Raw genomic sequence first — 21371 nt, forward strand, 5'->3', positions numbered from 1 at the left:
CGTGCCCGTCGGCTCTGTGGAAAGGGTGGTGCTCGTGCAGGTGTTATGGGGAATCGGTGGCATGCTCCTGCTGCTGCTGATCGCGTTCGCGTTCTCGACCAGTCCGCGCTCGGTCAAACCCCGCACGGTGCTCGGCGCGCTGCTCCTCCAGGTGATCTTCGCGATCCTCGTACTGCAGTGGCCGGTCGGCCAGCGGGTCCTGCAGGCACTCGCCAACGGTGTGGGCAAGGTGATCGACTCGGCCAACGAGGGCATCGAGTTCATGGTCGGCCCGATCCTGCCCGAAGAGGGCACCCTGTTCGCTTTCCAGGTGTTGCCGCTCATCGTGTTCGTGGCTTCTCTGACCGCCGTGCTGTACCACTGGAACATCCTGCAGTGGGTCGTGCGCATCATCGGTGGTGGTCTGCAGAAAGTGCTGGCCACCACCAGGGCCGAATCCCTCAACGCGACGGCGAACATCTTCGTCGGCCAGACCGAGGCTCCCCTGGTCATCCGCCCCTACCTGACCACGATGACGCGCTCGGAGTTCTTCGCGATCATGGCCGGTGGCCTGTCCACGGTCGCCGGAACGGTCCTGGTCGGCTACTCCCTGCTGGGGGCACGGCTGGACTACCTGATCGCGGCGAGCTTCATGGCCGCCCCTGCCGGGCTGCTCATGGCGAAGATCATCGTTCCGGAAACCGAGCAGACGTTCAGCGACGAGGCGGTCACGGCCTCGACGACCCCGCGGAGGAGCGAAGACAGCACCGCCGAGGGCGTGGGCTCTGCCGACCGTCCGGACACCGGTGACGCGGACGCCGAGCGCTCGTCCGGCGAGGAGGCGCCGACCGAAGACCGGCGTGCGGATCAGCCTTCTGCCGAGGAGGACGTAACCTCGGAGAAACCGCGCAATGTCATCGATGCGGCAGCTGTCGGAGCCTCCGACGGCCTCAAACTCGCGCTGAACGTCGGCGCCATGCTGTTCGCCTTCATCTCGCTGATCGCGCTGCTCAACCTGATCATCGGCGGGCTCGGGGGCCTGGTCGGGCTGGAGGACATCACCTTCCAGAAGATTCTCGGCTACATCTTCTCTCCGATCATGGTCGCCATCGGGGTTCCGTGGAACGAGGCCATCGAAGCAGGCAGCTTCCTCGGGCAGAAGCTGGCGCTCAACGAGTTCGTCGCGTTCGCCGAATTCGGCCCGGTTGCCGACCAGTTCAGCCCCAAGACGGCCACGATCATCACCTTCGCGCTCACCGGATTCGCCAACTTCAGCTCGCTGGGGATCCTGCTCGGCGGGCTCGGCGGGCTCGTGCCGTCTCGCCGACCGCTCATCGCGAAGTACGCTCTTCGGGCGGTGCTCGCGGGCACGCTGGCCAACCTCATGAGTGCGACCATCGCCGGCATGCTCATCGGCTGAGGCGGGAATCCGCAGCCGGCCGGGCCGGAGCTTTCCGTGGTCGCGGTTGTCCCGATGAGCACGGAAAGCTCCGGCTACCGCGTGTACCGCTCCTGCAGGGACGTGCACTGCTCCGATGTGGCTCCCCGAACGGAGTTGAGCCTCCTGTCTCCCGCGGGGAGCGGAACATTGCCGGTGCATGCCAGCGCGCCGGCGATCCTGTTGCCCGCCACGACGATCGGTCGTGTCCCCGCATTGCCGTGCACGGACACCGAGCCGTGCAGTGCCGAACGCACGACCGTGACGCCTCCGGACGAGCCGGTGACCGAGACCCGGCCCGAGACCGTCGTGCCGTCCAGGCGGACGATGCCGGTCGCACGGTCGATCCGCACGGGCCCGGACACGGTTCCCCCCGCCAGCCACACCGCCCCGGGGCGGTGTGCCTCGATCGGCCCTGCGATCGCGGAGCGCACAGCCACCAGCGAGGCTTCCGGGGCCACCCGCACCGGTCCTGTGACGACAGCGTCACGCAGGCACGCCACGCCGGCGGAAACGTGCAGCGGCCCGGGATGGGACCCCGTGATCGTGGACGTGCATCCGGCCACCGCCACCGTGGCCGCCACGGGTTCGCGACTCACCCGCCTGCCGCCCCCGGTTCTGATGTTGGCGATGTCGACGTAGGCACCACGGGATCGCCTGCGCTGGTACTGCACGTGCAATGCCGCGACACCGGTCTGGTGGCCGGTCAACGTCGCCCTGTCGCCGCGCAGCGCCACCGTGACCGGGCCGGAAGGATCCAGTGTGGCCCTGACGCGGTTCACCGGCCGGGACAGGTCCATCGCCGCTCCGGTCGTGCCGGTCACTGTCCAGCGCAGCGTGCCCGCCCGCTGCCCTCCCAGGTCGATGAGCCGGGCGTCGGTGGTCAGCGAATACGGTGCCACCCCCGGTGGAACGGGCTCGTCGCCGATCGTGGGGTCGATCCGCAGGGAGGGGTTTCCCCGCGCATCGGTGTCGCCGGGCAGGAAGCGCACTCGGGCGGTGATCAGGGTTCGGGGCGCGTCGGGCTCCGTGCGGCCATGATGGACGGAGTAGAGCTGCGAACCGTCCGGTGCCGCCACGACACTGCCCTGACCGATCGCGGACAGGCCTTTGCTGCCGTCCTGCTTCGGGATCGGGGTACCCGCACTCGGATTCCACGGCCCGAGCGGGCTGTCCGACACGGCGTAGTCGATCCGGTTGCCGCCCCTGCCGTGCGTGCTCGAGTAGAGCAGGTAATAGACGGGAACACGCCTGCCGTTGTCGGTCCGGTGGTGTACGACCACCGTGGGACCGGCCGGCCGGTGTGGGTCCGGAGAGGCGCCACCCGGTACGGCATCCCCGCCGCGGGAGGAACTTTCCCGGTGCCCCGCGTTCGCCCGGTGTCCGAGCACCGGGGTGAACCCGTCCCGACGCACCTCGGCGGAGCTCTCGGGCGCCCGGTTGGCATCGACGTAGCCAGGACGGATCGTGGGCATCGTCCGCCCGGTGGGGTCGTGCCACCATCCCGTGGTCAACTCGACCGCGTACACGGCCGAGGGATCGCTGCCCCGATCCGTGCCGTGATCCCGCCCTCGGACACGGTGCGGGCTGCCGGAAAAGTAGAGGTACGTACGGCCGCTGTCGAACAGGACATGGGGGTCGGCCATCGAGAGGCGGGTGCCCGACGGCACCGTCCGCCGCCCGGCGGAGGTCTCCGTCGGGCGGTTGTGTCCGAGGCGCCCGGTGCGGTCGGCACCGTTCCGATCCGGAACGTACGGATGGTAATCGAGCGGCTCGTCGGCGACGGGACGGAACGGTCCCCGCGGTGATTCGGCGACCGCGACACCGATCCGGCCGAGCGGCTCGGCAGCCGGTTCCCCCCGACCTCCGGCGGTATCGCCTTCCGCCCGCGCGGAGTAGAACAAGTAGTACAGACCGGTCTCGGTGTTGTGGTAGACCTCCGGCGCCCGGAACCGGTCACGACCCCACCGGTCCCCGTCGTCGACGGCCAGTGCACCGCCCGGAAGTCGCTCCCAGGTCGTCAGGTCCGGCGAGCGGTGGACGGCGAAGCGGTAGCCGGGATCGGCGCCCGTGGTGGAGTACGCGTAGTAGTAACCGCTGTCCCGGTCGTGGAGGACGTGCGGGTCGGTTCCGGGCACTGCAGCGGCGTTGCCGTGGGTCGCATTGGTCGACAGCGTGCGAGCACCCGCACCATCACGGGGGGCTCGGTGGCCGCCGCCCCACTCCATCGCGAACACCGGCCCCATCGCCAGCACCAGAGGAAGAGCGATCAGCACGCTCAGGATGCGCCCTCGGCACACGCCCATCCCTCCCTGCTGCCACGGGTCCGGGGCACCGACGATGGCGGGCAGCCGGTGAACAGCGGTACTTCCCGCCGGCGGCGGGCAAGTGGCTCCCAGTGTAGGGCGGATCCGGCTGCGGCACCGGCGGAACGCACACCACCCGGCCCGGGTCGACGCGTGGTTTGGCAGGCTGCAGGCATGTCCTCACCCGCCACACCGCCAGAGCGATCCTTTCCCCGCCACAGCGCCCGAACACAGGGATTCACGCTCGGTGCTCCCAGGAACGCCACCGTCGCTCCCGACGGGGGAACCGTGCTGTTCCTCCGCTCCGCCGGTGGGACCGATCGCAGGAACGCGCTGTGGATGCTGGACACCCGTTCCGGTGCGGAGCAGTGCCTCGCCGACCCGCTCACCCTGCAGGGTGAGGAAACCGTCTCCGCCGAGGAGCAGGCCCGCCGGGAACGTGCCCGCGAGCGCGCCGCGGGCATCACCGGGTATGCCACCGACCGAGCGGTCCGCACGGCCGCATTCACCCTCTCGGGGCAGCTCTTCCTGGCCGACCTCACCACCGGGACCGTGCGGGAACTTCCGGCACAGTCCCCTGTGGCCGATCCGAGGCCCGACCCCGGCGGCAGGCACATCGCCTACACATCCCGCGGACAGCTCCGGGTGATCGGCGTGGACGGTTCCGGTGATCGAGCACTCGCCGAGCCCGAGCACGAGCGGGTTCAATGGGGCGTCGCCGAATTCATCGCGGCCGAGGAGATGGGACGCAGCCGCGGTTACTGGTGGTCACCCGATGGAACGATGCTGCTGGCCGCGCGCGTGGACGAGACACCGGTACAGCAGTGGTACCTCGCCGACCCCACTCATCCGGCACAACCACCGACCACCATGCCCTATCCGGCTGCCGGAACCGCCAACGCCGAGGTCACGCTGGCTCTGATCGGACTCGATGCGCACCGCACCGATGTCTCGTGGGATCGGGAGGCCTTCCCCTACCTGGTGACCGTCCACTGGTCACCGCACGGGGCGCCGTTGCTGGCCGTACAGACCCGGGACCAGCACACCCAGCTCGTTCTCGCACTCGATCCCGGCAGCGGGCAAACGCGGGAACTGCACCGGGACACCGACCCGCACTGGGTGGAGATCAGGCCGGGATGGCCCGCGTGGACACCGGACGGGCAGCTCGTCCGGGTCGACGCCCGCGAGGGCGCCTACCGGCTCGTGGTCGGCGACCGGGACCGGACCGGTGACGACGTGCAGGTCCGCGCCATCCTGGACATCGGTGACGAGGACATCCTGCTGTCGGCCTCGGAACGGGATCCGGCACAGGTTCACGTGTATCGAGCAGGGCCGCACGGAATCGAACGCCTCTCCACCGGCGCCGGCGTGCACACCGCCACCCGCTCCGGTGCCACCATGGTGCTGTCCTCGTCCGGCCTCGAGGAACCGGGCACCCGGATGCGGGTCCTCGAGGGCACCCGACGGATCGCCGAGATCGGCTCCCGAGCCGACACCCCCACCCTCGGGCTCAACGTGGAACTGCTGTGGGCAGGGGAACGCGAGTTGCGCAGCGCGTTGCTCCTGCCCAGCGGGTACCGCCCCGAGCACGGCCGGCTGCCCGTGCTGCTCGACCCGTACGGTGGCCCGCAAGCCCAGCGCGTGCTGGCCCGGCAGTACGGTTACCTCACGTCCCAGTGGTTCGCCGATCAGGGCTTCGCCGTGGTGATCACCGACGGCCGCGGCATGGCCGGGCGCACGCCGGAATGGGACCGCGCGATCGCGGGTGATCTGGCGGGGCCGCCTCTGGACGATCAGGTCGAGGCGCTGCATGCGATCGCTGCCGAACGCAGCGAGCTGGACCTCGGGCGGGTGGCCATCCGGGGATGGTCGTTCGGTGGGTATCTGGCCGCCCTGGCCGTGCTGCGGAGGCCGGATGTCTTCCACGCGGCGATCGCCGGTGCCGCCGTGTGCGATTGGCGGCTCTACGACACCCACTACACCGAGCGCTACCTCGGCGACCCGGCCGACGTACCCGAGGTGTACGAATCGAACTCGCTGATCGGCACGGCAGCACAGCTGGAGCGCCCGATGCTGATCGTGCACGGCACTGTCGACGACAACGTGGTCCCCGCGCATTCCCTGCGCCTGTCGGCCGCGCTCACGGCGGCGTCCCGGCCGCACACGCTGCTTCCACTGCCGGGGGTCAGTCACGTACCAACGGAGGAAACCACGGCGGAAAACCTGCTGCTGCTTCAGCTCGATTTCCTGCATCGGGCACTCGGTGACGCACACGGGGGCCGCGAACCGGCCTGACGGCCCTCCCGGTCGGCGGGCCACCCGCAGGCTCGCCCGATCACCGCAGTGGTCGGGTCACAGGATCTCCAACGGAGTGGCTCGCCGGGGCGCCGGGAACTCGGCGTCGAGGCGGGACAGGTCCTGCGCCGACAGTGAGAGGTCCAGTGCGGCTCGGTTCTGCTCGACGTGCCCGGTGGAGGAGGCCTTCGGAATGGCACACACACCGTCCTGGTGCAGAACCCACGCGAGGGCCACCTGGGCAGGGGTCGCGCCGTGCTCCTCGGCGATCTCGTGCAGGACCGGGTCGCCGAGCAGCCGGCCCTGCTCGATCGGCGAGTACGCCATCACCGGCAGGCCTTGCTCACGGCACCAGGGCAGCAGGTCGAATTCGATTCCGCGCCGGGTCAGGTTGTACAGCACCTGGTCGGTCCGGGCCCGGCGCCCGGCCTCGGAGGAGAACAGCTCCCGCATGTCATCGGGATCGAAGTTGCTCACGCCGAAATGGCGGATCTTGCCGTCGGCCTGCAGCTCTCCGAAGGCCTCCAGCGTCTCCTCCAGCGGGGTGCCACCGCGCCAGTGCAGCAGGTAGAGATCCAACCGGTCGGTGCCCAGGCGGCGCAGGCTGCGCTCGCATGCCTCGACGGTTCCGCGCCTGCTCGCGTTGTGCGGAAGCACCTTGCTGATCAGAAACGCCTCGTCGCGCCTACCGGAAATCGCCTCCCCGATGACTTCCTCCGCACCGCCACTGCCGTACATCTCGGCCGTGTCCAGCAGGCAGAGCCCCAGGTCGAGGCCGTGCCGCAGAGCCGCCACCTCCGCCGCACGGTTCGCTCCGCGCTCACCCATGCCCCAGGTGCCCTGCCCCAATACGGGCAGGTTCTCACCGCAGGGAAGCCGCAGGTGCCGCATCGTCTCGCACACTCCGTTTCGCACACGGGGCCACCAGGTCGTGCCGAGCGTGCGCACAGCTTACGAGATCGAGCAGGCCCGGCGGGAGTGCCTCTTGCGCCGGCAACACTGCGCGACGTCGTCCTAGCGGCGGGATCCCTTCGGGTCCTTGCCCGCACGCACCCGGACCGAGACGCGGACCGGACTGCCCTCGAACCCGAACGTCTCGCGGAACTTGCGTTCCACGAACCGGCGGTAGCCCGCTTCCAGGAATCCCGTGCTGAACAGCACCAGCGTCGGCGGACGTGGATGCGCCTGGGTGGCGAACAGGATCTTGGGCTGTTTACCACCGCGCACGGGTGGTGGTTGCGCGGCGACCAGGTCGGACAGCCAGGCGTTGAGCTGCCCGGTGGGCACTCGCCTGTCCCACGATTCCAGGGCGTCGCGCAACGCGGGCGCCAGCTTGGTCACCGCACGCCCCGTGGCGGCCGAGACGTTGACACGCTGCGCCCAGCGAGCACGCACCAGCTGCCGGTCGATCTCCTTGTTCAGCTTGCGCCTGCGCTCGTCGTCGACGAGATCCCACTTGTTGTAGGCGATCACCAGGGCCCGCCCGGCCTCGATCACCATGCCGATGACCCGCAGATCCTGCTCGGTCAGCGGTTCGGAGGCGTCCACCAGCACGATCGCGACCTCGGCGGCCTCGATCGCGGCCTTGGTGCGCAGCGAGGCGTAGTACTCGGTACCGCCGGCGTACTTGACCCGCTTGCGCAACCCGGCGGTATCGACGAAGCGCCACACCTCGCCGTCGAGTTCGACCATCGAGTCGACCGGGTCGACCGTGGTTCCCGCCGCCTCGTCGACCACGGCGCGTTTCTCTCCGACGAGGCGGTTGAGCAGGCTGGACTTGCCGACGTTGGGTTTGCCGACGAGGGCGACCCTGCGCGGACCGCCCGTGGTCGAGAACTGATCGCGGGGACTGGTCGGCAGCACTTCCAGGACCCTGTCGAGCAGGTCGCCGGAACCCCGGCCGTGCAAGCCACTCACCGGGTACGGCTCCCCCAGTCCCAGCGACCACAGTGCCGCCGCCTCTGCCTGGGTCCGCTGGTCGTCGACCTTGTTCGCCGCCATCAGCACCGGGCGATCGGAGCGGCGCAGCACCCTTGCCACCGCCTCTTCCGTCTCGGTCGCCCCGACCTGGGCGTCCACGACCAGCAGGACCACGTCGGCGGTGGACATCGCCATCTCGGCCTGCGCCGTCACCGCCGCCTGCAGTCCCTGCGCCCCCGGATCCCAGCCACCGGTGTCCACGACCGTGAAGCGCCGACCGTTCCACAAGGCGTCATAGGCCACCCGGTCCCGGGTGACCCCCGGAGTGTCCTGGACAACGGCCTCGCGGCGCCCCAGCAGCCGGTTCACCAGTGTCGACTTGCCCACGTTGGGGCGACCGACCACCGCCAGCACCGGCTGCGGCGTTCTGTCGCCGTCCGAGCCGTCTTCGACGGCATCCTCGGCCTCGTCGAACGCCGACCACTCGGACTCGTCGAACCAGGTCCCGTCCAGCTCACTCCCGTCGCCGGCGTCGGCCAGCGGATCTTCGGTCACGCTTGGTTCCCTCTCACATCGTCGTCGCGCTCATGGCGATCGTCGCGCCCTTCGCCGACCAGCCGGTCCAGCTCGCCGAGCAGCTCAACCAGTTCGGTACGAACCTGCTCGGTGGCGGCGTTCAGACCGGCACGCCCCTTGCCGGTCGGCAAGGTCACCGGTTCACCGAACAGTACGTCCACCTTCGGCCGGAACCTGCGCTTGCGCCCCTCCGGGCGCCGTGTCCCCCGGCAGACGACCGGCAACACCTGCGCGCCGGCGGTGCGGGCCAGCCAGGCGGCACCGTGCTGGGCATTGGCCACGGCCCCGTCGCTGCGGGTTCCCTCCGGGAACACACCGACCAGGCCGCCGGCACGCAGCACGCGCATCGCGGCCATCAAGGGTGTGCGATCGGCCTCACCCCGACGCACCGGAAGCTGACCGATCCTGCGCAGAAACCAGCCCAGCGGGCCGCGGAACATCTCGTACTTGACCAGAAACACGGCGCTGCGCCGCAGCATGCCGAACAGCAACGGCCCGTCCACCAGCGAGCTGTGGTTGGCAACCAGCACGATGGCACCCGACCTCGGCACTCGTTCACCGTGGTGGATGGTCACGCGGTAGGGCCACCGGACGAAGGTGGCCCCGATCCACCGCCCCAGCCGGTGCAGTCCCGGCGAGGCACCTTCCGGCAGCATACCGTCCGCAGCCGCCGATGTCCCGGCGACCGCCGCATCCCTGCTGTGACTGCCCTCGACGTTCACAGGATCGTCCGTTTCTCCCGGTCCAACAGGCCACGCTGCTCGATGAGCTTGTGCAACTGCGCCAGCACGCCCGGCACGTCCAGCTCCGTGGTGTCCAGCTCCACAGCGTCACCGGCCATCCGCAACGGCGAGCTCTCCCGGCTGGAGTCCAGGTTGTCGCGCCTGCGCACGTCCGCGTGGGTCCGTTCGAGGTCGGTACCGTGCCCGAAGGCGGCATCCTGCGCGGTACGCCGCTGCGCACGAGCGTGGGACGAGGCCGTGAGATAGACCTTCAGACCCGCCTCCGGCGCGACGACGGTGCCGATGTCACGGCCCTCCACGACGATGCCGCCCGGTTGCTCTGCGGACTGCCGGATCAACCGCCGCTGCTCGGCCACGAGCAGCTCCCGCACCACGGGGACGGCCGAAACCGCCGAGACGGAACCGGTCACGGCCGGGCCGCGTATCTCGTGCTCCACATTCTCCCCCGCCAGCGACACCGACGGATGCCCGGGATCGGTTCCCATCTCCAGGTCCACCGAGCGAGCGGCGAGCGCAACGGCCTCGACGTCGGACACCGCCACTCGGTCACGAAGAGCGGCGAGCGTGACCGCCCGGTACATCGCGCCGGTATCCAGGTAGGCGGCCCCCAGCTCGGACGCCAACCGGCGGGCCACCGTGGATTTTCCGGTTCCCGATGGACCGTCGAGCGCCACGGTGCCGCGGAGCACGGACTGTGCCACCTCGGATGACCTCCTTCACTGCACGAACGACCGGCAGCAACACCGGACCAACCGTCCATTCTGCCTGCCACCGACATGCCGGTCCCAAGCGCATCCCACCGGAACCGGACCGCGGCTCTGGGACCGCCGAACCACCACTGCACAAGAGACCGTTGCCGAAGAACGGCAAGGTCCGGCCCCGAAAACCCCTCCGGCAGGTAAGGCCGGACCGCGGATTGTGTGCTCAACATTAGGATCGAGGCGTGGACGTCACAGTGACACCGCTGCCCGGGCTCGGTACACAGCAGGACTTCATCACCAACTCCGGCCACCGAGTGGGGGTGATCAGCTATCGCGACGGCAGGCTCGAACTGATCGTGTCCGGTCCACAGGACCCGGACAAAGTCGCGGCTTCGGTGGAGCTCACCACCGAGGAGACGAGCGCGCTGGCCAACCTGCTCGGTGCGCCGCAACTCGTCGCCCAGCTCACCGAACAGCAGCGCGAAGTCACCGGAATCACCACCTGGCAATTGCCCATCACACAGGGATCGCCGTACGACGGTCGCGCACTCGGTGACACGGAGATGCGCACCCGCACCTCGGTCTCCATCGTCGCCATCGTCCGGGAAGGCACCGCGCACCCGTCCCCCCGGCCCGACTTCGAGTTCACCGCCGGGGACCTCCTCGTCATGGTCGGCACCGTGGAAGGCCTGCGGTCGGCCAACGAGATCCTCGAAAAGGGCTGAGCGGGTGCACGACACGGCGCTTCCTCTCCTGGAACTGGGTGCCGTCTTCTTCGGTCTGGGCATACTCGGCAGGCTTTCCTGGAAGATCGGAATCTCCCCCATCCCGCTCTACCTGCTCGGCGGCCTCGCCTTCGGCCAAGGTGGTCTGATTCCCCTGGAGGGAATCGAGCCCTTCACCCAGGTCGCCTCGGAGATCGGCGTTGTCCTGCTGTTGTTCCTGCTCGGCCTGGAATACTCCGCCGGTGAACTGGTCACCGGACTGCGCCGCTCCTGGGCGGCGGGGCTGATCGACATCGTGCTCAACGCCACTCCCGGTGCGCTCGCGGGCTGGATGCTGGGCTGGGGGCCGGTCGGCACGCTCGCCATGGCGGGCGTGACCTACATCTCCTCCTCGGGGATCGTCGCGAAGGTTCTGCGGGACCTGGGGCGGCTCGGTAACCGGGAAACGCCGGTGGTGCTGTCGATGCTGGTCTTCGAGGACCTCGCGATGGCCGTCTACCTGCCGGTCCTGACCGCGCTGCTGACCGGGGTGAGCCTCCTCGGTGGCCTCGGCGCCGTGGGGATCTCCCTGCTCACGGTCACCCTGGTACTGATCCTGGCGCTTCGCTTCGGCAAGTACGTCTCGGCGGTCGTATACAGCTCCGACCCCGAGGTGTTCCTGCTGCGGGTGCTCGGAGCGGCCCTGCTGGTCGCCGGGATCGCCTCGCAACTGCAGGTCTCCGCCGCCGTCGGCGCATTCCTGCTGGGCATCGCGATTTCGGGGTCAACGGCCACGACCGCGAGCCGCATGCTCGAACCGCTGCGCGACCTGTTCGCGGCGATCTTCTTCGTGGTCTTCGGCTTCAACACCGATCCCTCGGCCATCCCGCCGGTGCTGGTGGCAGCACTGCTGCTCGCGCTGGTCAGCACCGCAACCAAGGTCGCCACCGGATGGTTCGCGGCAGGCATGCAGAACGTGCGCAGGATGGGTCGTGCCCGTGCGGGCGCGGCCCTGGTGGCCCGGGGCGAGTTCTCGATCGTCATCGCCGGCCTGGTGGTCTCCTCCGGTGACGTCACCGGAGACCTCGCCGCACTGTCCACGGCCTACGTACTGCTCATGGCCATGATCGGTCCGATTGTCGCGCGAGCGGTCGAGCCGGTCGCCCAGCGGTTCATCCAACACCGCGCCCCGGTGCGGGCCTGATGCTTACAAACCGACGGCGCGATAGAGAGATCCCAGTTCCTTACGGTTGAGCGGGCGGATGGCTCCCTGCCGCTCGTTGGTCAGCCGCACGTCACCGACGGCGGTGCGCACGAGCCGCTGCACCGGGTGCCCCGCGCGATCCAGCAGCCTGCGCACGATGCGCTTGCGGCCCTCGTGCAACACCACCTCGACCAGCGCACGGTTGCCGTTGACATCGACCAACCGGAACTCGTCGATTGCGGCCCGCCCGTCGTCCAGGTCGAATCCCGACCTGAGCTTGTACCCCAAATCCTTCGGGATGGGGCCCGGCACTTCCGCCAGATACGTCTTGGGCACGCGGTACGACGGGTGCATCAGCCGGTTCGCGAGCTCGCCGTCATTGGTGATCAGCAGCAGCCCCTCGGTGTTGACGTCGAGCCTGCCGACATGGAACAGACGCCCCTGGCGTTCACTCAGGTAGTCACCGATGCACGGCCGACCCTGGTCGTCGGACATCGTGCACAGAATGCCCGGTGGCTTGTTCAGCATCAGGTGCGTCGCCGCACGGTTGGTCACCACCCGGGTGCCGTCCACGTGAACCACGGAAGTTTCCGGATCGACCCGCTTGCCCATCTCGGTGACCATGTCACCATCGACCTCGACCCGCCCCTCGGCGATCATCTGCTCGGCCGCGCGCCGCGAGGCCACCCCGGCCTGGGAAAGCAGCTTCTGCAGGCGCACGCCTTCGCCCGTGGCGGGCGAGCCGGTCGGGTCACGGTACTCAGACATCATCGATCGCATCCACTTCGGGCAACAGAGGAGCCAGCGGCGGCAGGTCCTGCAGCGACGACAACCCGAGCCGTTCCAGGAAGAGCTCGGTCGTGCAGTACAGGACGCCGCCGGTTTCCGGGTCGTTTCCGGCCTCCTCGACGAGGCCGCGTGCCAACAGGGTACGGATGACTCCGTCGACGTTGACACCGCGTACCGCCGCGACCCGGGAACGGGTGACCGGCTGGCGGTAGGCGATCACCGCGAGCGTCTCCAGCGCCGCCCGGCTCAGCTTGGCGCGCTGCCCGTCGAGCAGGTAGCGCTCGACGTAGGGCGCATAAGTCTCCCGGGTGTAGAAGCGCCATCCCTGGCCGGCCTGCCGCAGATCGATGCCCCGCCCGGCCCCGGTGTAGCTCTCGGACAGCCGGCGCAGTGCTGCCCCGACCCGCTCGACCGGCTGCTCCAGCGCGTCCGCGAGCAGTTGTTCCCCGGCGGGGACGTCCACCACCAGCAGCAGCGCCTCCAGCGCCGCTTCCAACGCCTCGTCCGAGCCGAGATCCGGAGCCGTCCGCTCGGACGCCGGGCTCGCCGCCCCGGAGGGGTCGGAGTGCCCCGTCCCGGACTCCGAACCCTCGTCCGCCGCATCCGGGTCCTGCGACATGACCTCCCCCTCGGTCGCACCGTGCTCGCTCACCCGTACTCCTCTTCCTCGACACCGGCCCGGTCCGCCTCGGCATCGGCACGTGCCTGCTGCAGGTCGCCACCGACCCACTGCACGACCAGCTCCCCCAGTGGGTCCTCCTGTTCGAACAGCACCACGGTCTGCCGGTACAACTCCAGCAAGGCCAGGAATCTCGCCACGATCTCGAGCGTGTGCTCGCAGTCGTCGACCAGTTCGGCGAAACGCGCACTTCCCCTCTCCGCGAGGAACACGCGCAGCACCGCCGCGTGCTCCCGCACCGAGATCCGGTGCTGGTGCAAGTGCTCCAGCGACACCGTCGGCGGCGGCTTCGGCCGGAACACGGCCGCGGCGATCTCGGCGAATCCCGCCGGGTCCACTCCCAGGACAACCTCCGGCAGCAACCCGACAAAGCGGTCCTCCGGAGACACCGACCTGGGATATCGGCGCAACGCACCGGCTTCCAGCTCGCGGAACAGCGCCGCCACCTGCTTGTACGCACGATACTGCAGCAACCGCGCGAACAGCAGGTCTCGCGCTTCCAGAAGTGCGAGATCCTCCTCGTCCTCGACTTCGGCGGCGGGCAACAACCGTGCGGCCTTGAGGTCGAGCAGGGTCGCCGCGACCACGAGAAACTCGGTGATCTCGTCGAGCTCCGAGCGCTCACCCAGTTCCTTGGTGTAGGCGATGAACTCGTCGGTCACCCGGTGCAGCGCCACCTCGGTCACATCGAGCTGGTGCTGCGAGATGAGCTGCAGCAGCAGATCGAAAGGGCCTTCGAAATTGTCCAGCCGCACCGTGAAACGCCTCGAGGACGACAATTCCCGGTCGGCAGGAACCGGATCGAGTTCCCCGCCCGGGACAGGCGTCACCTCCGCGGCTTCCGCCTCGCTCACGTCACCTCTCCTGCGAATCGGGCTCTGCTCGAGCAGCTGCTCGCCGGTGGCCCTGCGCGGATCGATCGCTCACGCGAAGCGGCACGCGCCGCACGCACTTCGGTCAGCGGGCGATCACCTCACGGGCGAGCGCGCGGTAGGCCCGGGAGCCGGCCGATCTCGGCGCCCAGCGCGTAATGGGTTCCCCGGCGACGGTGGTCTCCGGGAAGCGGACGGTGCGGTTGATGACACTGTCGAACACGATGTCGCCGAACGCCTCGACCACCCTGGCCATGACTTCCCGGGAATGCAGTGTACGCGGGTCGAACATGGTCGCGAGAATCCCGCTGATCTCCAGTTTCGGGTTCAGCCGTTCCCGGACCTTCTCGATGGTGTCGATCAGCAGCGCCACCCCACGCAGGCTGAAGAACTCGCACTCCAGCGGAATGATCACACTGTCGGCCGCGGCCAGCGCGTTGACCGTGAGCAATCCCAGCGACGGTTGGCAGTCCACCAGAACGTAGTCGTACTCCGACATCGCCGGGTGCAGCACACGTCCCAGTGTCTGCTCCCGGCCGACTTCCGCGACGAGTTGCACCTCGGCAGCCGACAGGTCGATGTTGCTCGGCAGCAGATCCATCCCCTCGACCGTGGTCCGGCGCACCACATCGTCGAGAGTGACCGACCGCTCCATGATGACGTTGTAGATCGTCTGGTCGAGCTGGTGCGGCTGCACGCCGAGGCCGACCGAGAGCGCACCCTGCGGATCGAAATCCACCAGCAGCACCCGTCGGCCGTACTCCGCCAGCGCGGCACCGAGATTGATCGTCGAGGTGGTCTTCCCGACACCGCCCTTCTGGTTGCACATGGCCAACACCATCGCGGGCCCGTGCTTGTCCAGCATCGGCGGCTCGGGAATGTGCCTGCGCGGCCTGCCAGTGGGGCCGACGTCGTCGTACGAGACGTCCTGGGAGGTGTCGACGTCCTCGTTCGGCGCGCCGGGCTTGTCCGGGGCGATACTCAGGTCGACCGCGCCCCGGGACCGCCCGTCGGCGGAGGGCTGCGGTGTCGACATGACGATCCGACTCCTTGTCTGCTGGTGGCGGTGGGGCCTGATGCAGTCGCGCGCAGCCTAAGTGGCAGGCAATACCAGCGGCAACGCGCATCGCCGACGTGTCGGAAATGTGCTGCCGGTGGTTCCCGCCACGGCAGGCGCCCACGGCGGTGCTCGGGGCGGTCACCGCGTGATCCCCGCCGGGATGCCGCTATCCGTGTGCGCGCGGATGCGCCGTCGCGTACACCTCGCGCAACGTGTTCACCGTGACCAAGGTGTACACCTGCGTGGTGGTGACCGAAGCGTGACCGAGAAGTTCCTGGACGACCCGGACATCGGCGCCTCCTTCCAGCAAGTGGGTGGCAAAGGAATGACGCAGCACGTGCGGCGAGACGTCCGTGGTGATGCCCGCTCGCTGTGCGGCCGCTTTCAGCGCGTTCCAGGCACTCTGCCGGGACAATCGCGCGCCGCGGGAGTTCAGGAACACGGCCGGACTGCCGCGCCCCCGTGCTGCCAGTACCGGCCGCGCACGCACCAGGTACGCATCCAAGGCCTCCAGCGCGGGCTGCCCCGCGGGAACCAGGCGCTGCCGCCCTCCCTTGCCGTCCAGCAGCACCGTACGTTCCTCGGTGTGAACATCGTCGAGGTCGAGACCCACGGCCTCGGAGATCCGTGCCCCGGAGGAGTACAGCAGTTCCAGCAGTGCCCGGTCCCGGAGATCGCGAACTCCGTGCCCACCGCAGCCGTCCAGCAGCTGAAGCACCTCGCTCACCGGGAGCGCTTTGGGCAGCTGCTGCGGCGGGCTGGGCGGGGACACCTCCCGCGCGACGTCCACCTCGACCAACCCCTCGAGGTACGCGAACCGATGGAGGCCGCGTGCGGCCACCAGTGCCCGGGCCGCCGAGGACCGCGCCAGCGGAGGGCGTCCGCGGCCACCTTCCCGCAGGTCCGCCAGGAACGAGGCGACCTCGTCCGCGCTGGCCTCCTTCAGGTCGGAAATCCCCGCCTCCCGCAGACAGTCGGCATAGCGGCGCAGGTCACGCGCGTAGGAATCCAGGGTGCTGCGGGCGGTTCCACGCTCCACCGCAAGGTGGTCGAGGTAACCGGTGACCACAACACGCAACCTCTCGGGAAGATCCTCGAAGTCCCGCACCTCGGCCTCCTTCGCCGCTTTCCCCGCAGAGCCGCCCGGAAAGGTCGGACACGGCCACGATGATCGCCTGTCGGACGCTGCGGGCGGCTACCCCGCCGGCTCTCCCCCCGCCCGGTCGCCGAAGCGAGCGGAAAACCGCCGGGGCCGGTCCCGCCACGGCGCCTGCGGTGCGCGGGGCTGCGCGAATCCCCCACTGACGCTCTGGGCTGCCAGCAGACCGGACACGGCGGGAGCGTTGACGATCTCACCGGAGAACACCATGTTCACGGCCTCGCTCAACGGAGTCCGATCGAGCACGAGATCGGCTTCCTCGTTCGCCCCCGCGCAGGGCCGCTCGGCGTCGAACAGGCCCCGCGCCAGGAACACTCGCACGGACTCGTCGGTGAACCCCGGCGATGAGGCGACGTCGACCAGCACCGACCACTGCTCGGCGGCGATGCCGGCTTCCTCGGCGAGTTCGCGTTGCGCGGTGGACAGCGGATCCTCACCGGCCACATCCAGCAGGCCCGCCGGAAGCTCCCACAGCCTGCGGCCGAGCGGGTACCGGTACTGGTGAACCAGCACCACCCGTCCCGCGTCGTCGATCGCGACCACGGCCACCGCTCCCGGGTGTTCCACCACCTCGCGCCGCGAGGTGGTGTCCCCCGGCATGCGGACCTCATCGGCTCGCACCGCGAAGATTCTGCCCACATGAACATCGGTGCTGGACACCGTCGCGAACTCGTGCCGCCCGTGGGTACGGGCCACCTCGCCGCCGCCGTCGGCGTTTCCGCTCATCTGCACAGCGCCCACTCTAGGACGTGATCGAAACGCTGTCGGTGATCACACGCTCGCGGCCGAGGCGTGCATTCCGGCGGGGAGCTCGACGGGCAACCGTTCGGCCGCCCGGTAATCCAGCGCTGCCCGGACGAAGGCCGCGAACAGCGGGTGCGGCCGGGTCGGCCTGCTGGTGAGTTCCGGATGAGCCTGGGTGCCGACGAAGAACGGATGGTCCTCCCGTGCCAGTTCGAGGAATTCGACCAGGCGCTCGTCCGGGGAGGTGCCGGAAAACACGAGGCCCGCCTTGGTCAGGCGTTCCCGGTACTCGTTGTTCACCTCGTAGCGGTGGCGATGGCGCTCGGCCACCTCCGTGGTCCCGTACGCCTCCGCCACGATCGAACCCTCGCGCAGGTGGGCCGGGTACGAACCGAGCCGCATGGTGCCTCCCATGTCCCGGTCACCGGAGACGACAGCGTGCTGGTCGGCCATGGTGCTGATCACCGGATGCTGGCAGGGCTCCTCGAACTCGGTGGAATTCGCCCGCTCCAGACTCGCCAGATTGCGTGCTGCTTCGATCACCATGCACTGCAGGCCGAGACACAGCCCCAGCAACGGGATTCCGTGGGTCCGGGCGTAGTGGGTGGCGCCCACCTTGCCCTCGATGCCGCGCACCCCGAAGCCTCCGGGAATCAGCACTCCGTCCATGCCGGAAAGCGCGTGCGCTGCTCCCGCCTCGGTTTCACACAAATCCGAGGGCACCCATTTGAGTTCCACCTTCGCGTGGTGCGCGAACCCACCGGCCCGGAGAGCCTCGGTCACCGACAGGTAGGCGTCGGGCAGATCGACGTACTTGCCGACCAGCGCGATCCGCACCTGCTCGGTGGGCTGATGTACACGATCGAGCAGGTCCCCCCATACCGACCAGTCCACGTCGCGAAACGGCAAACCCAGCCGCCGCACGAGGTAGGCGTCAAGCCCCTCCGAGTGCAGCACACGCGGGATGTCGTAGATCGACGGGGCGTCCGGGCAGGCCACCACACCATCGGAATCGACGTCGCACATCAACGCGATCTTGCTCTTGAGTTCCTCGGGAAGGTCCCGATCGGCCCGGCAGACCAGGGCATCCGGCTGGATGCCGATGTTGCGCAGTTCCTTGACCGAGTGCTGGGTGGGCTTCGTCTTCAGCTCCCCGGAGGGGGCCAGGTACGGCACCAGGGACACGTGCAGGAAGAAGCAGTTGTCGCGCCCGACATCGTGCCGGAGCTGCCGGCACGCTTCCAGGAACGGCAGCGACTCGATGTCGCCGATGGTGCCGCCGACCTCGGTGATCACGACGTCCGGGGTCCGCCCGTCCTCGTCCGGCTCGGCCATGGCCCGGACCCGGCCCTTGATCTGGTCGGTGATGTGGGGGATCACCTGGACGGTGTCGCCGAGATACTCGCCCCGGCGCTCTTTGGCAATCACCGCGGAGTACACCTGGCCGGTGGTGATGTTGGCATTGCGAGTCAGGGCACGATCCAGAAACCGCTCGTAATGGCCGATATCCAGGTCGGTTTCGGCTCCGTCCTCGGTGACGAACACCTCACCGTGCTGGAACGGGTTCATCGTCCCCGGGTCCACATTGAGGTAGGGGTCGAGCTTCTGCATCGTCACCCGCAGGCCGCGGGAGGTCAACAGTTCCCCCAGACTGGAAGCAGTGAGACCCTTACCGAGTGAGGAGGCCACGCCCCCTGTAACGAACACGTGCTTGATCGTGCGTGCTTGCGGCACCAAAAAGGCTCCCCGTGGTCAACGCCGTCGCCGGGCTGATGATTGTGCGCTGGCAGGACGGCTGCCGCACTCTCACGGCGCCGCCGCTCCCACGGGACTCCAGTCTATCCCACGCCTCCGCACGAACGCAGGTTGGCGTCCTCGATGAGGATGGGAGTCCTTCACAGGTCAATCCGCCATTCGGTCATGTCGTGCCGACCGACTTCCGGCACCCCTGCGAGGAGGAAACACCGACGGCGACACGTGGCTCTCTCCCGGCAGTCATCCGGCGGATCCCCGGCCGGGCACGCGGCGGGCGCGACGGGACCGCACCGCACGGCGGTCACCCCTGCGGACGCGGGACAGGGCCCTGCGCGTTCCCGCCGACCCCGTAATGACCGGTTCGATCCTCGAGCTGTTCGCGGAGGGCCAGCACGGTGGCCACCCGCCCCGCTGCGACGTCAGCGTTGTCCACAGTCGACACGGCCGAGGAGATCCCCGAATCCGAGCGTGCTGCTTGCACCGCACCGCTTCCCGCAGCCGAACCGCTCCACCCGGCCAGGACCGCACCCGCTCCCGAACGATCCATCTGAGCCGTGAACCTGGCGATCATCGCCGCCGGGGACGTGCCGTTGTCGCCGTGTGCCCGGTCACCCGTCAACACCACCGCCAGTTCGGCGGGCCGTAGCTCTTCGGACACCCGGACGAACCCGCCTTCGCTCAGTCCTCCGAACGCCGCCGCTCGTTCGGCAGCGGAAACCCTGGCCTCGCCGGTCCGCGGATCCAGCAGTGTCACGGGCCCGAGAAAACCACCCGCCAGTGTTCCCGGGGCCGAAGCGACCGGAAGTTGCACACCGGCAGGCAACAGGCGCGTGAGCACATCCCGCAACTGCCCGGCCCGTTCGGGGTCGGTGAAGCGTTCGGTGAGCCGCACCGTCCCGGTCACATCCGCACCGGCCGCTCCGAGCATTCCGGCCATGGCTTCCCGGTCCTGCGCACTCACCTCCGGAGTCGTGACGAGCACGACGCTGTGCCGATCGAGCTGTCCCTGCACCACCAGTGGCCCGATCGCTGTGCCGAAACGGTGAGCGTTCTCGACCTTGCTCCGGAGGGCATTGCGCTCGGCATGCAGGTTCTCCACCCGGTTTCGCAACGAATCCCGTTCATTGCCGAGCCGGGACAGCAGGTGTTCGCTCACCGAGGTGGACCCGAGCAGCACACCTGTTGCCAGTGCCAAGAACACCGCCGCGATCGACACGGTGTGGTAGCGCAACGAGATCATGGGAGCACCCCTCCGAGGTAGTCGAGAACAACACGGCCGGTATCGGCGACCACATCGAAATACGACGCCCCCAGACCGGAGACCGCCAGTGCCACGACGGCCACCGCGATCACCGCCGCGATCAGGGCGAACACCGCACCGGTGGGCACGCTGCGGCGCTGCAGGGCCACAACGGCGCTACCGTCGACGAGTTTCCCCCCGAGGCGTAGCCGGGTGAGGAAGGTGGAGGGGTTCGATCCCGAGCGTCCCCGGTCGAGAAACTCGCGCAATGTGGCCTGAAAACCGACCGTGACGACCAACTCGGCCCCGTGCGTGTCGGCAAGCAACAAGGCGAGATCCTCCGGGTTGCCGGAGGCGGGAAACGTCACCGCACCGATACCGAGGTCCTGAATCCGCTCCAACCCCGGCGCATGGCCGTCGACATGGGCGGGAACGACCACTTCCGTTCCGCTCTTGAGTGTCTCGGTGCCGATGCCCCGGGGGTCACCGACGATCACATCGGGGCTGTATCCGGCCTTGAACATCGACTCGGCCCCGGCCTCCACTCCGACCAGAACCGGGCGATACTCCCGGATGTAGCGCTTGAGCCGCTCGAGATCATCGGTGTGTCCGTAGCCCGCTGTCACGACGAGGACGTGCCTGCCCTCCATCGACACCGCGGGCTCGGGCACCCCGACCCCGTCGAGTACGAGCATGCGCTCCCGGCGCAGGAACTCGATCGTGTTCGCCGAGAACGCCTCCAGTTGCGCCGACATGCCGGCCTTCGCCTCGATCATCAGGTCGGCCACCGAGTCGGCGTCCTGCTCGGTCCCGCCTGCTACTTCCCGGTCCCCGACGAACACGCTGCCGCCGTACAAGCGGATCCTGGCGCCGTCCTTGATCTCGCGCAGAGCCTGCACGCCGACTCCGTCGATCAAGGAGATGCCCGCCGAAACCAGAACTTCGGGGCCCAGATTCGGGAACCGCCCCGAGATCGAGGGGGCGGCATTGACGACCCCGGCGACACCGGCGGCGACCAGAGATTCCGCGGTCCGGCGATCCAGGTCCGCCTGATCGAGCACGGCGATGTCGCCGGCGCCGAGTCTGTGCAGCAGATCGCCGGACCGCCGCTGGACCCGGGCAGTGCCGACCACGCCGGGCAGACTCGCATCCCGACTACCGAGCAGACCACTGATCTTCATACACCGATGGTGACAAAGCGATCACC

General features: G+C 68.9%; 18 protein-coding genes. 4 read left to right on the forward strand and 14 right to left on the reverse strand.

The genetic code is table 11. The features are described 5' to 3' along the window. The first annotated feature begins 61 nt into the window (after positions 1-61). Positions 62-1399, forward strand: a complete 1338-nt coding sequence (locus tag DFQ14_RS09510; RefSeq protein ID WP_179951529.1) for a NupC/NupG family nucleoside CNT transporter — start codon at positions 62-64, stop codon at positions 1397-1399. A 74-nt stretch (positions 1400-1473) separates the two neighbouring features. Here the strand turns inward: DFQ14_RS09510 and DFQ14_RS09515 are convergent, their stop codons facing one another. Further along, positions 1474-3723: a family 43 glycosylhydrolase gene (locus tag DFQ14_RS09515; RefSeq protein WP_114452812.1), complete on the reverse strand. Its 2250-nt coding sequence runs from the start codon at positions 3721-3723 to the stop codon at positions 1474-1476. Positions 3724-3897: 174 nt separating this feature from the next. Between DFQ14_RS09515 and DFQ14_RS09520 the strand changes: the two genes are divergently transcribed. Continuing rightward, entirely contained in the window at positions 3898-6018 is a 2121-nt protein-coding gene (locus DFQ14_RS09520; RefSeq protein WP_114452813.1) for a S9 family peptidase, read from the forward strand. A gap of 57 nt (positions 6019-6075) precedes the next feature. Here DFQ14_RS09520 and DFQ14_RS09525 read toward each other — a convergent pair whose 3' ends face one another. From DFQ14_RS09525 to cmk, 4 genes are all read right to left on the reverse strand, one after another. Continuing rightward, positions 6076-6909 (reverse strand): aldo/keto reductase, encoded by an 834-nt coding sequence (locus DFQ14_RS09525; protein WP_114452814.1) that lies wholly within the window; start codon positions 6907-6909, stop codon positions 6076-6078. A 123-nt stretch (positions 6910-7032) separates the two neighbouring features. Then, entirely contained in the window at positions 7033-8493 is a 1461-nt protein-coding gene (der, locus tag DFQ14_RS09530) for a ribosome biogenesis GTPase Der (protein WP_114452815.1), read from the reverse strand. Beyond that, a complete protein-coding gene (locus DFQ14_RS09535) occupies positions 8490-9170 on the reverse strand; it encodes a lysophospholipid acyltransferase family protein (protein WP_114452880.1) in 681 nt (226 codons plus the stop codon). The genes der and DFQ14_RS09535 overlap by 4 nt, the downstream gene beginning before the upstream one ends. 62 nt (positions 9171-9232) lie before the next feature. Then, positions 9233-9958, reverse strand: coding sequence for a (d)CMP kinase (gene cmk / locus DFQ14_RS09540; RefSeq protein WP_114452816.1), 726 nt, complete (start codon positions 9956-9958; stop codon positions 9233-9235). A gap of 242 nt (positions 9959-10200) precedes the next feature. Here cmk and DFQ14_RS09545 point away from each other — a divergent pair, with 242 nt between their 5' ends. Continuing rightward, positions 10201-10683 carry a cation:proton antiporter regulatory subunit gene (locus tag DFQ14_RS09545; RefSeq protein WP_114452817.1) on the forward strand — a complete coding sequence of 161 codons (483 nt, stop codon included), beginning with the start codon at positions 10201-10203 and terminating at the stop codon, positions 10681-10683. Positions 10684-10687: 4 nt separating this feature from the next. Further along, positions 10688-11866, forward strand: a complete 1179-nt coding sequence (locus tag DFQ14_RS09550; protein WP_114452818.1) for a cation:proton antiporter — start codon at positions 10688-10690, stop codon at positions 11864-11866. A gap of 3 nt (positions 11867-11869) precedes the next feature. On the opposite strand, the gene DFQ14_RS09555 is transcribed toward DFQ14_RS09550, so the two are convergent. The 9 genes from DFQ14_RS09555 to steA form a co-directional block, all read right to left on the reverse strand. After that, positions 11870-12634 carry a pseudouridine synthase gene (locus DFQ14_RS09555; protein ID WP_114452882.1) on the reverse strand — a complete coding sequence of 255 codons (765 nt, stop codon included), beginning with the start codon at positions 12632-12634 and terminating at the stop codon, positions 11870-11872. Next, entirely contained in the window at positions 12627-13274 is a 648-nt protein-coding gene (scpB, locus tag DFQ14_RS09560) for an SMC-Scp complex subunit ScpB (RefSeq protein WP_114452881.1), read from the reverse strand. The genes DFQ14_RS09555 and scpB overlap by 8 nt, the downstream gene beginning before the upstream one ends. A 29-nt stretch (positions 13275-13303) precedes the next feature. Further along, the gene (locus tag DFQ14_RS09565; protein ID WP_246195551.1) at positions 13304-14113 is read right to left on the reverse strand and encodes a segregation and condensation protein A; all 810 of its coding nucleotides are present in this window, start codon (positions 14111-14113) and stop codon (positions 13304-13306) included. A gap of 178 nt (positions 14114-14291) precedes the next feature. After that, entirely contained in the window at positions 14292-15242 is a 951-nt protein-coding gene (locus DFQ14_RS09570; protein WP_114452819.1) for a ParA family protein, read from the reverse strand. 190 nt (positions 15243-15432) lie between these two features. Continuing rightward, on the reverse strand, positions 15433-16374 hold the full coding sequence (xerD, locus tag DFQ14_RS09575) for a site-specific tyrosine recombinase XerD (protein WP_114452820.1): 942 nt from the start codon (positions 16372-16374) through the stop codon (positions 15433-15435). A gap of 87 nt (positions 16375-16461) precedes the next feature. Next, entirely contained in the window at positions 16462-17151 is a 690-nt protein-coding gene (locus tag DFQ14_RS09580; RefSeq protein ID WP_114452884.1) for an NUDIX domain-containing protein, read from the reverse strand. Between the two features lie 45 nt (positions 17152-17196). After that, entirely contained in the window at positions 17197-18903 is a 1707-nt protein-coding gene (locus tag DFQ14_RS09585) for a CTP synthase (protein WP_420810146.1), read from the reverse strand. A gap of 322 nt (positions 18904-19225) precedes the next feature. Further along, positions 19226-20164: a copper transporter gene (locus DFQ14_RS09590; RefSeq protein WP_114452822.1), complete on the reverse strand. Its 939-nt coding sequence runs from the start codon at positions 20162-20164 to the stop codon at positions 19226-19228. Next, positions 20161-21345, reverse strand: a complete 1185-nt coding sequence (gene steA, locus DFQ14_RS09595) for a putative cytokinetic ring protein SteA (protein WP_114452823.1) — start codon at positions 21343-21345, stop codon at positions 20161-20163. The genes DFQ14_RS09590 and steA overlap by 4 nt, the downstream gene beginning before the upstream one ends. Positions 21346-21371: the final 26 nt, after the last annotated feature.

Source organism: Halopolyspora algeriensis (assembly GCF_003337235.1).
Classification (GTDB): Bacteria; Actinomycetota; Actinomycetes; order Mycobacteriales; family Pseudonocardiaceae; genus Haloactinomyces; species Haloactinomyces algeriensis.

What these genes read in the sequence shown, in the direction of transcription:
- DFQ14_RS09510 (WP_179951529.1), top strand. Translation starts at nt 62, where the DNA reads ATGCTCCTGCTGCTGCTGATCGCGTTCGCGTTCTCGACCAGTCCGCGC.
- DFQ14_RS09515 (WP_114452812.1), bottom strand. Translation starts at nt 3,723, where the DNA reads ATGGGCGTGTGCCGAGGGCGCATCCTGAGCGTGCTGATCGCTCTTCCT.
- DFQ14_RS09520 (WP_114452813.1), top strand. Translation starts at nt 3,898, where the DNA reads ATGTCCTCACCCGCCACACCGCCAGAGCGATCCTTTCCCCGCCACAGC.
- DFQ14_RS09525 (WP_114452814.1), bottom strand. Translation starts at nt 6,909, where the DNA reads ATGCGGCACCTGCGGCTTCCCTGCGGTGAGAACCTGCCCGTATTGGGG.
- DFQ14_RS09535 (WP_114452880.1), bottom strand. Translation starts at nt 9,170, where the DNA reads ATGCTGCCGGAAGGTGCCTCGCCGGGACTGCACCGGCTGGGGCGGTGG.
- DFQ14_RS09555 (WP_114452882.1), bottom strand. Translation starts at nt 12,634, where the DNA reads ATGTCTGAGTACCGTGACCCGACCGGCTCGCCCGCCACGGGCGAAGGC.
- scpB (WP_114452881.1), bottom strand. Translation starts at nt 13,274, where the DNA reads ATGTCGCAGGACCCGGATGCGGCGGACGAGGGTTCGGAGTCCGGGACG.
- DFQ14_RS09570 (WP_114452819.1), bottom strand. Translation starts at nt 15,242, where the DNA reads ATGTCGACACCGCAGCCCTCCGCCGACGGGCGGTCCCGGGGCGCGGTC.
- DFQ14_RS09580 (WP_114452884.1), bottom strand. Translation starts at nt 17,151, where the DNA reads ATGAGCGGAAACGCCGACGGCGGCGGCGAGGTGGCCCGTACCCACGGG.
- DFQ14_RS09590 (WP_114452822.1), bottom strand. Translation starts at nt 20,164, where the DNA reads ATGATCTCGTTGCGCTACCACACCGTGTCGATCGCGGCGGTGTTCTTG.
- steA (WP_114452823.1), bottom strand. Translation starts at nt 21,345, where the DNA reads ATGAAGATCAGTGGTCTGCTCGGTAGTCGGGATGCGAGTCTGCCCGGC.